17 protein-coding genes and 1 riboswitch are annotated in these 14923 nt (G+C 54.0%); of the genes, 6 read left to right on the top strand and 11 right to left on the bottom strand.

Annotated features, from left to right (window positions below; translation table 11 throughout):
- Nucleotides 1-129: 129 nt before the first annotated feature.
- Nucleotides 130-606, top strand: a complete 477-nt coding sequence (locus tag Q8A57_RS11105) for a methylated-DNA--[protein]-cysteine S-methyltransferase (RefSeq protein WP_369427754.1) — start codon at nt 130-132, stop codon at nt 604-606.
- A gap of 71 nt (nt 607-677) precedes the next feature.
- Here Q8A57_RS11105 and ppa read toward each other — a convergent pair whose 3' ends face one another.
- Nucleotides 678-1214, bottom strand: a complete 537-nt coding sequence (gene ppa, locus Q8A57_RS01510) for an inorganic diphosphatase (RefSeq protein ID WP_305169157.1) — start codon at nt 1212-1214, stop codon at nt 678-680.
- A 286-nt stretch (nt 1215-1500) separates the two neighbouring features.
- Here ppa and hemN point away from each other — a divergent pair, with 286 nt between their 5' ends.
- From hemN to Q8A57_RS01485, 5 genes are all read left to right on the top strand, one after another.
- Entirely contained in the window at nt 1501-2889 is a 1389-nt protein-coding gene (gene hemN, locus Q8A57_RS01505) for an oxygen-independent coproporphyrinogen III oxidase (protein WP_305169156.1), read from the top strand.
- A gap of 64 nt (nt 2890-2953) precedes the next feature.
- Nucleotides 2954-3052, top strand: a riboswitch (TPP riboswitch).
- 57 nt (nt 3053-3109) lie between these two features.
- Nucleotides 3110-5251, top strand: a complete 2142-nt coding sequence (locus Q8A57_RS01500) for a TonB-dependent receptor (protein ID WP_305169155.1) — start codon at nt 3110-3112, stop codon at nt 5249-5251.
- Nucleotides 5252-5263: 12 nt separating this feature from the next.
- Nucleotides 5264-5512: a hypothetical protein gene (locus Q8A57_RS01495; protein WP_305169154.1), complete on the top strand. Its 249-nt coding sequence runs from the start codon at nt 5264-5266 to the stop codon at nt 5510-5512.
- A gap of 1 nt (nt 5513) precedes the next feature.
- Nucleotides 5514-6113, top strand: a complete 600-nt coding sequence (pnuC, locus tag Q8A57_RS01490) for a nicotinamide riboside transporter PnuC (RefSeq protein WP_305169153.1) — start codon at nt 5514-5516, stop codon at nt 6111-6113.
- A gap of 22 nt (nt 6114-6135) precedes the next feature.
- Nucleotides 6136-6816, top strand: coding sequence for a phosphotransferase (locus Q8A57_RS01485; protein ID WP_305169152.1), 681 nt, complete (start codon nt 6136-6138; stop codon nt 6814-6816).
- A 49-nt stretch (nt 6817-6865) separates the two neighbouring features.
- On the opposite strand, the gene tatC is transcribed toward Q8A57_RS01485, so the two are convergent.
- The 10 genes from tatC to Q8A57_RS01435 form a co-directional block, all read right to left on the bottom strand.
- Nucleotides 6866-7663 (bottom strand): twin-arginine translocase subunit TatC, encoded by a 798-nt coding sequence (gene tatC, locus Q8A57_RS01480; RefSeq protein ID WP_305169151.1) that lies wholly within the window; start codon nt 7661-7663, stop codon nt 6866-6868.
- A complete protein-coding gene (tatB, locus tag Q8A57_RS01475; RefSeq protein WP_305169150.1) occupies nt 7660-8004 on the bottom strand; it encodes a Sec-independent protein translocase protein TatB in 345 nt (114 codons plus the stop codon). Before tatB ends, tatC begins: the two co-directional genes overlap by 4 nt.
- Nucleotides 8005-8051: 47 nt before the next feature.
- Nucleotides 8052-8267, bottom strand: coding sequence for a Sec-independent protein translocase subunit TatA (locus Q8A57_RS01470; protein WP_305169149.1), 216 nt, complete (start codon nt 8265-8267; stop codon nt 8052-8054).
- A gap of 26 nt (nt 8268-8293) precedes the next feature.
- Nucleotides 8294-8620, bottom strand: a complete 327-nt coding sequence (locus Q8A57_RS01465) for a phosphoribosyl-ATP diphosphatase (RefSeq protein ID WP_305169148.1) — start codon at nt 8618-8620, stop codon at nt 8294-8296.
- Nucleotides 8617-9000 (bottom strand): phosphoribosyl-AMP cyclohydrolase, encoded by a 384-nt coding sequence (gene hisI, locus Q8A57_RS01460; RefSeq protein ID WP_305169147.1) that lies wholly within the window; start codon nt 8998-9000, stop codon nt 8617-8619. The genes Q8A57_RS01465 and hisI overlap by 4 nt, the downstream gene beginning before the upstream one ends.
- A 53-nt stretch (nt 9001-9053) precedes the next feature.
- A complete protein-coding gene (gene ubiB / locus Q8A57_RS01455; protein WP_305169146.1) occupies nt 9054-10664 on the bottom strand; it encodes a ubiquinone biosynthesis regulatory protein kinase UbiB in 1611 nt (536 codons plus the stop codon).
- Between the two features lie 2 nt (nt 10665-10666).
- Nucleotides 10667-11329, bottom strand: coding sequence for a ubiquinone biosynthesis accessory factor UbiJ (locus Q8A57_RS01450; protein ID WP_305169145.1), 663 nt, complete (start codon nt 11327-11329; stop codon nt 10667-10669).
- Nucleotides 11329-12078, bottom strand: a complete 750-nt coding sequence (gene ubiE / locus Q8A57_RS01445) for a bifunctional demethylmenaquinone methyltransferase/2-methoxy-6-polyprenyl-1,4-benzoquinol methylase UbiE (RefSeq protein ID WP_305169144.1) — start codon at nt 12076-12078, stop codon at nt 11329-11331. The genes Q8A57_RS01450 and ubiE overlap by 1 nt, the downstream gene beginning before the upstream one ends.
- 121 nt (nt 12079-12199) lie before the next feature.
- A complete protein-coding gene (gene olsF / locus Q8A57_RS01440) occupies nt 12200-13909 on the bottom strand; it encodes a bifunctional ornithine lipid synthase OlsF (protein ID WP_305169143.1) in 1710 nt (569 codons plus the stop codon).
- A gap of 80 nt (nt 13910-13989) precedes the next feature.
- Nucleotides 13990-14670: a GGDEF domain-containing protein gene (locus tag Q8A57_RS01435; protein WP_305169142.1), complete on the bottom strand. Its 681-nt coding sequence runs from the start codon at nt 14668-14670 to the stop codon at nt 13990-13992.
- Nucleotides 14671-14923: the final 253 nt, after the last annotated feature.

Below are 14923 nucleotides of genomic sequence, written 5' to 3'. Positions count from 1 at the left end.
GCTCTGTGAAAGCGAGCAGGTGAAGGTGAAGCGCGTTAAACTGAAACCCTGATTGATTGCCAATGGTGTGACAGGCGTTCACAGCAATGTGGTTAGCAGCGAGCAACCATGACGGCTAGGAGGCAAAGAATGGATTTGTACTGGGGTAGTGTGGTCACGCCAATGGGTGGGGCGTTATTGGTCGGTAGTCGGCAGGGCATCCAACGTCTCTGGTTTGAAGATACGGCACAGGGTGTAACTCTGGCAGGGTGTCAACGTGCGGATGGGCGAGCGCAGGCTGTGTTCGCCTCATTGATGAGTGAGCCGGCCACGACAGTGGAACAGTTCGATGTTCAGGGTACGGCTTTCCAGCGTCAGGTCTGGCAGGCGCTGTTGGAGATTCCCCTTGGGATGACAACTACGTACCAGGTAATAGCAGACGCCATCGACCGTCCTAAAGCTGTGCGTGCTGTGGCCAATGCCATTGGCGCAAACCCCATTGCTTATTTCATTCCCTGCCACCGGGTGGTACGCAGTGATGGCGGCCTCGGGGGCTACCGCTGGGGCGTGGAGCGCAAAAGGGCGATATTGGACTGGGAACGGGATCGGGTTTCCAGGGCCGCGTAAAGCCCACTCCGTGAAGGCATAAAAAACCCGGCAATTGCCGGGTTTTTTGGAGAAGGTTGTGGGTAAACCTATCAGCCTTCTTCTTTCAGGTAGCGCTCGCGGGAAGCCGTGATTTCAGAGCGGGCTGCTTCAGCGTTATCCCAGCCGTCGACTTTCACCCATTTGCCTGCTTCCAGGGCTTTGTAGTTTTCAAAGTAATGCTTGATCTGGTTGATGAGCAGTTCCGGTAGGTCACCGATTTCCTGAACATGATCATAAAGCTTGGTCAGCTTGGTGTGCGGTACGGCCAGCAGTTTGGCGTCGACACCGGATTCATCGGTCATGTTGAGAACACCGATGGCGCGGCTGCGAATCACGGAGCCTGGCATTACCGGGTAAGGTGTCACGACCAGTACATCCAGGGGATCACCGTCTTCAGACAGTGTTTGCGGGATGTAGCCATAGTTGGCTGGGTAGAACATGGGCGTAGCGACAAAACGGTCAACAAAAATAGCGTCGCTGTCTTTGTCGATTTCGTATTTGATCGGGTCGTGGTTGGCGGGAATTTCGATAACCACATTGATATCAGTTGGCAGGTCGTTGCCAGCGGGAATTTTGTTGTAGCTCATGTTTCGTGTTCTCTTTTCTAGCGGTTTGTGAAGCTGCTTTACGAAGTGGCGGGATTATACTGGCCACATGGGGCCTTTGCCAGTTACACCTTGGTCTACTACGGTTTTCAGCTATGGGGATTGCGGCTAAAGTAGTGGCAGAAGACCCGGTAAAAGCTGCAGTAAAGTGGTTGGCCGGCCGGGGCGCCAAACCGGTCTGTGGGCAGGTTGCTTGATGGGTATCAATTACCCCCGGCTCAAGCACGTTAGACTGTGCGTTTTTTAACCCAATTCAGGAACCTATTCAGTGACGAGCAGCTCCGTGGTGTGGGACCGACAGTTAATTGATCGTTATGATCTGTCCGGCCCCCGTTATACCTCTTACCCGACGGCCCCCCAATTCCATAATCAATTTGGCGAGGCCGATCTGCGTCAGGCCATCACGCGCAGTAATGCCGCCGGTAGACCACTGTCTCTGTATTTCCATATCCCGTTCTGCAGCACCGTCTGTTATTACTGTGCCTGCAATAAGATCATCACCGCCAATCGCAAGCGTGCCATGCCCTATCTGGAGCGCCTGATGGAAGAAGTGGCCCGCCAGGGTGCATTGTTTGACCGTTCCCGACCCGTACATCAATTGCACTGGGGTGGTGGCACGCCAACCTACATCAGCGATGACGAAAAACGTCTGCTGATGGCGGCTACCCGTGAGCACTTTAATCTGCTGGAAGACGACAGCGGGGAATATTCAATCGAAATTCATCCAGGAGATATGGATGTTGCCACTATCGGCTGTCTGAGAGAGCTGGGTTTCAACCGCCTCAGTATGGGTATTCAGGATTTTGACCCCACCGTACAGCAGGCAGTGAATCGCTTTAACTCCGTAGAGGAAGTCAGGGAACTGGTACAGGCGGGCAGAAATGAGGGATTCCACTCCATCAGTATGGACCTGATCTACGGGCTGCCGCACCAGACCTGGAACACCTTTGAACGCACTCTGGCGAGTATTATTGATCTCGCCCCTGATCGACTTTCAGTGTTCAACTATGCCCACCTGCCACACTTGTTCAAAGTGCAGAAACAGATTGATGAATCGGCGCTGCCCAGTGCTGAAGAAAAGCTTCTGATGATGGAACGCATTACCGAGGTTTTGCTGGGTGCCGGTTATGTGTACATCGGTATGGATCATTTTGCCCGCCCCGATGATGAGCTGGCTGTGGCCCAGCAGCAGGGATTGTTGCAGAGAAATTTTCAGGGTTATTCCACCCACGGGGGTTGTGACCTAGTGGCGTTCGGGGTGTCGGCCATCAGCGCCATTGATAATGTTTTTGCCCAGAACCACAAGCAGATTGAAGACTACCAGGGCGCCATCGACGCCGGGCGCCTGCCGGTGGTGAGGGGCTTTGAATTAAGTGCAGACGACCTGTTGCGGCAAGAGGTGATCAAACAGTTGATCTGTCAGTTTGAACTGGATTTTGTCGATATTGAATGCCGTTTTGATATTGATTTTAAAGACTATTTTGCTGCTGAGCTGGAACAGTTACAGCCTATGGCGGCCGATGGCCTGGTGGCGTTAACGGCCTCGGGCATCCGTGTGACCCTGGCGGGGAGACTGCTGATTCGTCGTATCTGCATGACCTTTGATGCCTACATCAACCAGTCCCGGTCAGAAATCCGCTATTCAAAAATTATTTAGCTCCGACCATTGTGCGGTCGGTTCATTCGCGTAAAATTGCACCGTCGCATGCCAATCGCATGCGTCATTTCCTAAGGGGTGGCATTAGCCTGAGACATCTTCGGATGGACCCTTTGAACCTGATCCGGATAGTACCGGCGTAGGGATAGGACGCAAAAATTCAAACGTTCACTCCTCCCATATCCGGGTCTCCATAACATTGTTATAGAGGCTCAATTTCATGAAGTTCTGTAAAAAGTCCGATGCCATCATCGGCGCGCTGTTTTTTATCAGTGGCCTATTCGCCACACAAGCCCTGTCAGCAACCGCCGTGGAAGAGGTGGTGGTCACCGCTGAATTCCGGGGGCTGTCGTTGCTCGAAACGGGAAGCAGTATCAGTGTTATCGACGACAAGACCATTGAACGTCGCGGTGCCACCCATATCGAACAGATTCTGAACCTGGCGCCCAACGTCAATTTTTCCAGCGGCTCGTCACGGGGAAAATACGTACAGATTCGCGGTATTGGTGATCGCAGTCAGTTTGTAGCGCCGATGAATCCTTCTGTGGGTTTGCTGATCGATGGCATAGATTTCAGTGGTGTCGGTGGTGCCGCCACCACCCTCGATTTGCAGCAGATAGAGATTCTGCGTGGTCCGCAGGGCACTCTGTACGGTGCCAACGCCCTGGCGGGCCTGATCAATATACGTTCCAACGATCCCACGGATATCTTTGAGGGTAGTGTAGAGACGACCATCGCCGAATACGAAACCCGCACCACCAGTGCGGTATTGAGTGGCCCGATTTCAGAGTCAATGGGCTACCGGCTGGCGGTTCAGGGTCACCGCACTGATGGCTATATCGACAACGATTATCTTAACCGCCACGATACCAGTAACCTCGACGAGCTGACGGCCCGGGGCAAGCTAGACTGGCGCGCCAGCGATGACTGGCAGGTCAATCTGACGGCGTTCTATCTGGATGCTGACAACGGTTATGACGATTTCTCATTGGATAACACCCGCCATACGTTGTCAGATCAGCCGGGTGTGGATCGTCAGGAGTCCACAGCACTGGCGATTGAAAATAGCTGGCGCGGATTTCAGGGTTTTGATGTTATCGGCCTTGTCAGCTACGCCGAGAACAATCTCGAATACAGTTTTGACGAGGATTGGACCTATAGCGACATATGTGCGGGCCAACCCTGTGATGGCTGGGCGTACAGTTCCTTTGACCGTTACCTCCGTGACCGCGAAAACGGTACCGTGGATATTCGCCTGGTCTCCAAGGACGATGGCCGCCTGTTTCGCGATTCTACGGACTGGGTGCTGGGGTTTTATTACCGGTTTCAGGATGAATCCCTGTTGCGGGAATACACCTATGCCAGTGGGGACTTCAAAAGTGATTTCGAGACCCGCAACCGGGCGATCTATGGTCAGCTGGGGAGTTGGCTGACGGATAACCTGAAACTCACCAGTGGATTGCGGCTGGAGTTTCGCAATGCGGAATATGAGGACAGTGATCTGGTCAATCACGACAACAGCGAACGCCTGTGGGGTGGTCGCCTGGGCCTGGAATACCATGTGACGCCGCAGACCATGCTCTATGGTCTGGTGTCCCGCGGTTACAAGGCCGGTGGTGTGAACAGTGATCCCGCGCTGGAGCCCTCGGCCCGGGATTTTGATACGGAATACCTGTGGAACTTTGAAACCGGTATCAAGGGTGACTGGCTGGAACGGCGCCTGCAGCTGCAACTGGCACTGTTTTTTCAAAAACGTCGTGAAATGCAGGTCAAGCAATCACTGGTAATACCGATTTCCGGTTCATCCTGCCCCTGCAGTTTCACCGATTACTACGACAATGCTGCCCGAGGGGAAAACTACGGCGCGGAACTGGAAGTTGTCTGGCAGGCTGACGAGCGTGTTCAGCTCCACGGTAGCCTGGGTTTGCTCAGAGCCACCTTCAAGGACTTTGAAAGTTATACCCATGTTGATGTTGATCGAGACTCAATAAATCCAGTACCCAAAGATTTGAGTGGTCACGAGCAAGCTCATGCCCCGTCCTATCAGTTTGCTGTCGGCGTGGATGTGGATCTGACAGACAGGCTAACTGCCGGACTTGAAGTTGAGGGCAAGGAGTCGTTTTATCTGTCACCGCGTCACCACGCCAAATCTAACCGTTATGAACTGGTCAATGCGCGGCTGGATTATAGTTTGCCGCAGTGGACTTTTTCCCTGTGGGGGAGAAATCTGGCAGATCGTGATGTGGTAGTACGTGGGTTCGGCAGTTTCGGTAACGATCCCCGCAAGTTTTACGTCACTGAACCCTACTATCAGTTCGGTGAGCCGCGTATTGTGGGAGCCACAGCGAAATACCGTTTCTAGGAGGGAATGCACATGCAAGTCACCATTGATGTCAGCATGTACCCGAACCGGGAGGAATTTATTCCTCCCATTCGCGGGTTTATTGAGAAAATTAATACCATCCCCGGGTTGACCGTGGAGACATTCCCAACCTCCACGGTGGTGCAGGGGGAGTACCAGCTGGCCATGCAGGCAGTGCAGGATACGATTGCGGCATGTCGCGAAGAATACGGCATGGCGGTTTACGTGATGAAAGTCATCCCCGGTTACGAGGCACTCTAGGGTGCCGCCCTGGCTGAATCTGGAGCTTGCCGCGGCACTTTTGTCACTGGCCTACCTGGTGTTGGCCATGCGTGAGAACAGCCTCTGCTGGTATTGTGCCTTTTTTGGTACGGCGATCTATATCTGGATTTTTGGCGGGGTGAAGCTCTATATGGACTCCCTGCTTAATGTCTATTATCTGGTCATGGCCGTTTATGGCTGGTACCAGTGGCAGCGGGGAGGAAAAAATCACCGCGGTCTGGCCATTTCCAGCTGGCGGATGCGCCATCACCTCTTTGCGCTGCTGGGGGTGCTGCTGTTGTCCGCCATTTCGGGCTACCTGTTGAAGATAAATACCGACGCCCAGTGGCCGTATCTGGACTCTTTTACGACCTGGGGCAGTGTCCTGACCACCTATATGGTGGCAAAAAAAATACTCGAAAACTGGTTGTACTGGATCATCGTTGACGGGGTTTCTATTTACCTCTATCTGGACCGGGCGCTGTTTTTCACAGCGGCGCTGTTTGCCATTTACCTGGTGCTGGTGGTCATCGGTTACTTCACCTGGAGAAAACATTATTTCGGACAATATCAACAGGAAACTCCAGCGGACGCTGTCTGACTGGCAACGCTGGCAGGTACCTTTGCCGGCCAAGCCTAGATTAATAAGAGCGCTTCAGGGTGGGCGAACCAATCAGAGCTTTCTGGTGGAATGTGGTGCGCACTTGGGAGTGGTGCGTATCAATGCGCACAATAGTACAAACCTCGGCATTGACCGGGAGCGAGAGCTGAGCCTGCTGCGGTTATTGCAAAGCCTGGAATGTGTTCCCCGCATCTGGTTTGCCTCACAGGAGGTGCTGGTCACGGAGTTTGTCGATGGCAGGCAGTGGCATAGAGATTCCTTGCAACAACCCGGCCTGAGGCGCCGATTGGCACGGTTAATAGAACGTCTGCAGGGTATTACATTTACTGCATACATGCCCCGATTCAGCTATCGGGTGCACTGCGAGAATTACCTTCAGCAATTGGAGGATACATTCCCGGATGGGGCTGCAGTTGTGGCATTGGCAGCAACCCTGGATGAGGGAGACTGGCAACCGGTGATCAGCCATCACGACCTGGTGCCGGAAAATATTGTTGAGACGGAACGAGGTCTGGTGTTATTGGATTGGGAGTATGCCGGCTGGGGACACCCCGCCATGGATGGAGTGCGCCTGTACGGTCGTGATTTTCCACACCCCGATACCGAAAAGGTCTATGAGTTGCAGCAGGCCATGGACCGCCTGTGGCAGGCGGTCCAGAACCAGCTTATCAATACCGTTTGAGATCACGAATCAGACGGTAACTGGCTCAGCATGTAGTTAACCGCCTGGGCTATTTCTTCACCCTGGGTGATCCTTGGTCCCCAGATCTTGGCATTGCCAATTCGGTGTCTGCAGTTTCCTCTGGCGGGTTGTACACCATCCGCCCAAAGAAAATACCGATTTCAAACAGTAGCCACATGGGCACAGCCAGCAGTGTTTGGGAAAGCACGTCTGGTGGTGTCAGCAGCATGCCGAACACGAAGCAGACCACAAATACGTAAGGGCGTTTACCGGCCAGTTTGTCGGGCTCAATCGCTCCTACCCAGGAGAGAATGACGACTCCGATGGGGATTTCAAAACTGATACCGAAGGCAAAAAACAGTTTCAGGACAAAATCCAGGTAGCTGCGAATATCGGTCATCACCGCAACACCTTCGGGACCGATACTGGTGAAGAACATAAATACCAGTGGAAATACTACGTAATAGGCAAATGCCATCCCGCCATAGAAGAGCGCTACGCTGGAAAAGAACAGTGGTAGCACAATTATCTTTTCTTTTCGGTATAGCCCCGGGGCGACAAAAGCCCATACCTGGTAAAGGATAAAGGGCATGGCGGCGAATAGGGATAACACCATGGTCAACTTGAAGGGGGTCAGGAAAGGGGAGGCCACATCGGTGGCGATCATGGTGGACGATTCCGGCAGATGTACACGTAGCGGCTCGGAAATGTAGAGGTAAAGATCATTGCTAAAGGCAAATAAGCCGACGAAAATCAGCAGAATCACTACCAGGCAACGTACCAGGCGATTTCGCAGTTCGATGATATGGTCGATAAAGGGCTGGTTGAGCAATTCCTCGTTACTCATTTCTGATCCTGCTGGGGTGTCTCGCTGTCGTTGGGTGATGTCGAGTTTTCATTGCCTTCTGGGCTGGAAGAGACATCTTCCAAAGTAGTGGCCTTGGAGCGTTCGAACGCCTCGGTACTTTCTTTGAGTTCTCGAAGAATTTTTTCGTTGTGAAGCTGGCGGCGAATGTCATCCATGCCCACTTCGTTTTCAAGGTCCCGTCGCAGGTTGCCAAACATCTGGCGGGCACGTCCCCACCACAGAGCGAGGGTACGCATGGCCTGGGGCAGGCGCTGTGGTCCCATCACCACTAAGGCCACTGCTGCAATCAGTAACAGTTCGGAGAAACCGATATCAAACATGGCTCAGTCACCGGCTCGGAGTGAGCCATCGTGCGCCTGGGGGAGGGTCATTCCGAAGAGCCTTTTTTGACGTCTTTTACTTCGTCAGTTTCATTCTCCGCGGGTTTGTCCCCGGCAGCATCCGCACCGTCACTGGACACGGAGTCCTTGAAGCCTTTAACGGCACCCCCAAGGTCAGAGCCGAAGTTCTTCAGTTTTTTGGTGCCGAAGATGAGAGCAACGATCACCAGAATAATCAACAGTTCCTGCCAGCCAAAACCCATATAGATTTACCCCTACGTCGAATTGGTCAACCCCGGCTGGCTTTTTCTTCCAGACCGGACAAATTGAAACGGCGCTCCAGCTCACGGAGTACCGAATCGGCATTTTCGCCCAAGTGCGAAAGCATCACCAGTGAGTGAAACCACAAATCTGCAGTTTCGTAGATGAGTTTGGAGGCGTCTGCTCCCTGAGCGACATCCCGTGCGGCAAGAATGGTTTCCACCGCTTCCTCACCGACTTTTTCAAGAATCTTGTTTAGCCCTTTTTCGTGCAGGCTGGCCACATAGGATTCATCGGGTGAGGCCTGCTTGCGGTCTTCCAGAACCTGGGTGAGTTTCTCCAGTACATCGTTCATGAGTAGATTTCTCCGGGATCTTTCAGTACCGGGTCAACGGTGTGCCACTGACCATCTTTGAGCACCCTATAAAAGCATGATTCTCGACCAGTGTGGCAGGCTATGCCGCCCAACTGCTCGATTTGCAGAACAATGACATCACCATCGCAGTCGAGGCGAATCTCACTGACGGTCTGCACATGGCCTGACTCTTCACCCTTGCGCCACAATTTTTGCCGGGATCGAGACCAGTACACGGCGCGCTGTTCTTTGGCCGTCAGGCTCAATGCTTCACGGTTCATCCAGGCGACCATCAAAATACGACCGGATTTGGCGTCCTGGGCTACTGCCGGTAGCAGGCCATCTTCATTCCAGGCAATGTCATCAAGAAAGTCGGTCATAGGGGGCCATTATGACAGTTCAATACGCATCGGCAATACAGAGTTTCAGGTGTTTACCTGAATAGTAAAAGGACTATGCCTACGCTGGCGATTAGCAGACTACCGGTTGGCATCTGTTGCAGTTGGTCCAGCCACTGAGGAAATGCGCTGCCAAGCCCGATGCCCACCAGGGCAGCACCAGCCCACAGTCGCCAGGGCGATTTGCAGTTGTCCGGGCGCGATATCGGGGGTGTTGATGGGGCATTTTCCTTGGCCTGCAACCGTTCTAATGTCTGGAAGATCAATTGTGGCACCTGGGGAAATTGTTCCAGCCATTCCGGACCGTGACGCTTGAATTGCTCCACTAGTGCATTGGGTTGGAAGCGTTCTTTCAGCCAACGCTCCAGGAAAGGGTGGGCTGTGGCCCATAGGTCGAGATCGGGGTAGAGCTGCCGTCCCAGACCTTCGATATTCAACAGGGTTTTTTGTAACAGCACCAGTGAGGGCTGCACCTCCATGTCAAAGCGGCGGGCGGTGCGGAACAGGCTGACCAGCAGCTGTCCGAAGGATATTTCCCGCAACGGGCGTTCAAAAATGGGTTCGCAAACTGTGCGGATGGCCGCGGTAAATTCCCCGGTATTGGTACCTTCCGGCACCCAGCCGGAGAGGACGTGCAGTTCGGCTACTTGCTGGTAGTCGCGCCGGAAAATGGCCAGCAGATTACGGGCCAGGTAGTACTGGTCCGCTTCAGTGAGGGTGCCCATGATGGCGCAGTCCACTGCCAGGTAGCGGGGCTGTTGCGGATTTTTGGCATCGACAAAGATATTGCCCGGATGCATATCAGCATGAAAGAAATTGTGTTCAAACACTTGGGTGAAGAAAATTTCTACCCCACGTTCCGCCAGGGTTTTGAAATTGGTCTGCTGCTGTTGGAGAGTGCTGACGTCGGTTACCGGGGTGGCGTAGATACGCTCCATCACCAGTACTTTTTCATTGGTGTGAGACCAGAACACTTCCGGCACGTAGAGCAGGGGAGAACCTTCAAAATTGCGTCTTAACAGTGAGGCGTTGGCACCTTCACGTTGCAGGTTCAGCTCATCAAAAATGGTATTTTTGTAATCGCTGACTACTTCCATGAGGCGCATGCGTCGGCCATCAATGGTGTTTTTTTCCAGCCAGCGAGCAATGGTGAACAGCAGTTTGATGTCCTGTTCGATGACTTTTTCGATACCAGGACGAATGGCCTTGACCACCACTTCTCGGCCATTGGGAAGCACCGCCGCATGTACCTGTGCCACTGAGGCAGAGGCCAGGGGTTCGCGGTCAAACTGCAGAAACAGATTGTCAATGCTGTCTCCCAGCGCCTCTTCGACAATGGCGACAAAATGGGCCTTGTCAAAGGGCGGCACATTGTCCTGCAGCTTGTCCAGTTCACTGCAGATATCGGGTGGAATCAGGTCAGGTCGGGTGGAGAGTAGTTGACCAAACTTGATGAAGATCGGGCCGAGGTCTTCCAGTGCTTTTCGTAGCCGTTCACCCCGGGGAGCTGAAGGCTGTGGCAGCAGGCGGGTGCCGGCAAGTAGCAGGCGTGCACTGCGGGGTAATTTGTCTCTGTCAAAAAACAGGTCCAAACGGTAGCGGGTAACCGTGCGCAGGATGGTGCTGAGTCGGTGAATACGGGACATGATCAGCCTGTTTCGCCATCGCGTTGGTCTAGACGGACCTTCAGCCGGTTGATGTGGGCTGCCAGTCGGTCTGTATCTTCGGACAGTAGTTTTACTTTTTGACTGAAATGCGTCATTTCCGCGCGGCCGGGTGTGAGCTTGGCCTCTTCCTGGCTGAAAGCTGCTGCGGCACTGCCGGCACGCTCGGCGGCCTGTTTTTGCCAGTTGGCAGCGCTGCGCAGGGATTCCCCTACGAGGTGTGCCGGCACATCGCCGATCAACTTGGCCAGGGCCGCCTCCCAGTCCACCTCGAGGTTTGCAAAGATCCTGCGAATTTCCCTGAGTAGGTCGTGGTCGCCACGTACCTCCACCCCGGTGCCATAAAACGATACCCGATCCTGTCCGTCCACCGCCAGCGCCGCCAATGACAGTGCAGAGCCTTTCAGGGTCGTATCCGCCGTGCCCTCATAGTGGGACATCAGGCTTATTCCCTGTTCGGTATGAATGATGTGGAACGTCAGCGGGGGCAGCGTACATTCGACAGTGAGTACCTTGCCCGCCAGACAGGCAATGGACTGCAGCGTTGCCGGGTCGTAGGCCAGTGCGTTGTTAATGGCGGTTTCCACAGCCATCAGTGCACTGCTGTGCAGAGCCGACAGGGGGTTCTGTTTCAGGAAATCAAACATCAGGGTTTGAAGCCCCGGTGCAGGGCAACAATGCCGCCGGTCATGTTGTGGTATTCACAATTGGTAAACCCTGCCTCTTGCATCATGCCCTTGAGGGTTGGCTGGTCCGGGTGCATGCGAATGGATTCCGCCAGGTACTGATAGCTTTCAGCATCGTTGGCCACCAGTTTGCCCATGCGGGGTAACAGGTTAAACGAGTAGAAGTCGTAGGCTTTTCCGAGCAGATTGCTGGTGGGTTTGGAAAACTCCAGCACCAGCAAGCGGCCACCTGGTTTCAGCACCCGCAGCATGGAACGCAAGGCCAGATCCTTGTCGGTCACGTTGCGCAGACCAAAGGCGATAGTGATGCAATCAAACGTATTATCACCGAAGGGCAGGTGCTGGGCATCCGCCTGGGCATAGCGGACGTTGCTGGCAACGCCGTGATCCATCAGCTTGTCCCGGCCTATTTTCAACATGGAGTCGTTGATATCCGCCAGTACCACCTCGCCATCTGGACCGACCAGGCGTGCAAACCTGGCCGCCAGGTCGCCGGTGCCCCCGGCAATATCCAGGATGCGCTGACCAGGTCGGACCCCGGACATCTCAATGGTAAATCGCTTCCAGAGGCGGTGAATGCCCCCGGACATCAGGTCGTTCATCAGGTCATATTTTGCCGCCACAGAGTGGAAGACATCGGCCACGCGTGCGGCCTTTTCCTGGACGGGAACAGTTTTGTAACCGAAATGGGTGGTCTTGTTGTCAGTCATTGCCGGCTGCCGGATAAATAAAGGCCGACATTGTACACCGACACTGACGGAGTGTCCCTTGGCGGGAGGCTCGTCAGCGGGTTTTCCTGACAGGGATCAATATCGTTGAGGCAGCTATGGATCAACCGATGTAGCGTTCCCGCTTCGACGATTTGAGGCGGGCCAGGTCGACGATGATCAAACCGTCTACACAGTTGGCAAAAGCTGGGTCGATGTTGAAACCGGCAAACTGCACGCCGCCCAACTCACAGACTTCGGTGTACTGCTTGAACAGGGTGGGTACGCTCAGATTCATATGGGCCAGTTCGCTCTTCAACTGGGTGAATTCTGCCTTCTGGTCTTTTCCGGGGAATTTCTCCGCCAGCTCTTCCAGTCGCTCGGGGCTGATGCGATAGGGCAGGATGGGCTCCGCCAGTTTTTGTAGGCTGGGGTAGTGGCGGCTGTAGAAATATACCAGCATCTCCATGGCCCACTCCGGGTAGCTGTTGCTCAGGGTCACTGGACCGAACAAATAGCGGTAGTGGGGATTCTTGCGCAAAAAGGCACCGATGCCGTACCACAGGTAGTCGAGGCTGCGTCGGCCCCAGTACTTGGGCTGGACGAAGCTGCGGCCCAGTTCCAGGCCCCGCTCCAGATAGGGTTTCATTGATGTGGTGTAGTGAAACAGTTCAGTGGAATAGAGCTGCTCTCTACCCATCTGTTCAAGGCTCAGGGTGGCGTCGCAAAATCGGTAGGCCCCGGCAATTTCCAGTTCCTGTTCGTCCCACAGTAGCAGGTGGAAATAGTGTTGGTCGTAGCCGTCGATATCCCGGCGGCTGCCAGTGCCTTCGCCTACGGCACGGAAAGCAATTTCCCGCAGCCTGCCCACTTCTCGCATGATCAGGGAGTCCGGCTGGTAGCGGTACAGGTAAATCTGCTTACCGTCACCGGTTTCACCCAGCAGTTCACAGCACTTGACTTCATCCCGGAGCAGGGCGCGATTTTCCGGGTGGGCAATGGCGCTGACGGTGCCAAAAATACCCTTCTTGTCCTGACCGATGCGGTACAGGTGGCGTTTAAAAAGTTTGGTCTTTTCCCGCAAGGGCACGTTGATGCGCTGGTAGCTGTCGTAACTGACCGGTTCACCGATGCGTACGTCCACGCAGTTGCGTGCTTGCTTAAACATTTCCCGCACCAGCAGCAGAGTGGAGAGCGGTTTTACCAGCAGTGACACACTGTAAAAGAGTGCGGAATTCCGGCCATCCACAAACACCGGCAGCACCGGCGCCTTGCTGTTGATGGCCATACGCAGAAAGCCACTGCGCCACTCGCCATCGCGGATGCCTTGGGGTCCGAAACGGGATACTTCCCCGGCGGGAAAAATAATCACGGCACCCTCGTTGTCCAGGTGCTCACGGATGGCTGTTAGGTTCTGTCGGGTAGTGTTTCCGCCCATGTTATCCACCGGCAGCAGCAGCTTGTGAAGGGGCTTGATGGTAAACAACAGTTCGTTGGCCACCACCTTCACGTCCGGCCGTGTTTCTCTTACCAGCTTCAGTAGTGCCAGTCCATCGAGGGAGCCGATAGGATGGTTGGCGATAATGACTACCCGGCCTTGGGCGGGAATGCGATGGCGTTCATGGTCGCGTACGGTGTAGCGGAAGTCGAAGTAATCCAGTACTTGTTCGACGAAGTCAAAGCCGTGTAGGTAGGGATAGTCCTGTTCGAATTGCTGGAAGCTTTGTTCCCGGAACAGCATCCGCAATACACGGATAATGGGTCGTACCAGCTTGGGGTGGCGCTGGTAAAAACCGGGATAACGATCCTGGATAAAATGTTCGACATTAAGCATGACTGGCTCTGCTCCTTTTCTGCCAGCGTATAACGGTTTGATGACAATTTTTTGATGGACTGATGTCAGAATTGTGTCAGTCAGGATGTGGTGGTGTGCATTTCCGGCAACAGTATCTGCTCCCGGAAAATAACGGCTCGGGGCTTTCCCGCTTTTTTTGCCTGATACATGGCGGCATCGGCTTCATTGATCAGTGTATCGGCAGTGATGTTAGGGTCGAGGTCAATAAAGCGGATGCCAATACTGGCAGAGACACTCAATGTTTCACCGTTGAACTCGACGGTTTTTACCACAGCGTCTAAGAGTCTTTTTGCCACGAACTTTGACCTAGCAAGCGCTTCATCCGATTGTCTCCCCAGGTTGCTGAGTACGACGACAAATTCATCTCCTCCCAGCCGGCCGACGATATCTTCCGTGCGCACGATGGCTTGCAGGCGTTGGGCAATTTCCACCAGTACCGCATCACCGGCCTCGTGGCCGTGCCGGTCGTTAATGGGTTTAAAACCGTCGAGATCCATCACCATCAGGGCGCCGTGCAGACCGTGTCGTTGAGCATTGGCCAGAGTTTTTCCTACATGCACAGAGATGAGACGCCGGTTGGCCAGCTTGGTCAGGGGGTCGAGGCAGGAGATATATTCAATCTGGTTCAGGGCATTCTGGTATGCGCTGACATAGGGCTTCACAACCCAGAAATAAATTATCGGCGTGGAAATCACCACCAGCGCAAAGGCGTTCAGTGTTGATGCCTGGAACGTACTCAATTCAAGGGCCAGGCTGTTATATAAAGCCCTGACCAGAAATTCTGCGCCGAGTACCACCCCGACAACACGTACTGTTACCTGGAGCTTGCTGGGCAGATCGAATTTTTTCGTGAAAGCGCAACGGCACTCATCACTTTATGAGTCTTTGATCATATTTCCCTTGCCCAGAGATAACAACCGACATTGGTGAAAAAGCTATATCAGTGATGTCACCGGCCGTACGTACTTGAGTCCAGTTGCGGTGGGAGTTTGT

Origin of the sequence: Porticoccus litoralis (assembly GCF_030676955.1) — a bacterium.
Taxonomy (GTDB): Bacteria; Pseudomonadota; Gammaproteobacteria; order Pseudomonadales; family Porticoccaceae; genus Porticoccus; species Porticoccus litoralis.
The sequence above is the reverse complement of the archived record's forward strand: the minus strand, read 5'-3'. Positions and strand labels throughout refer to the sequence as shown.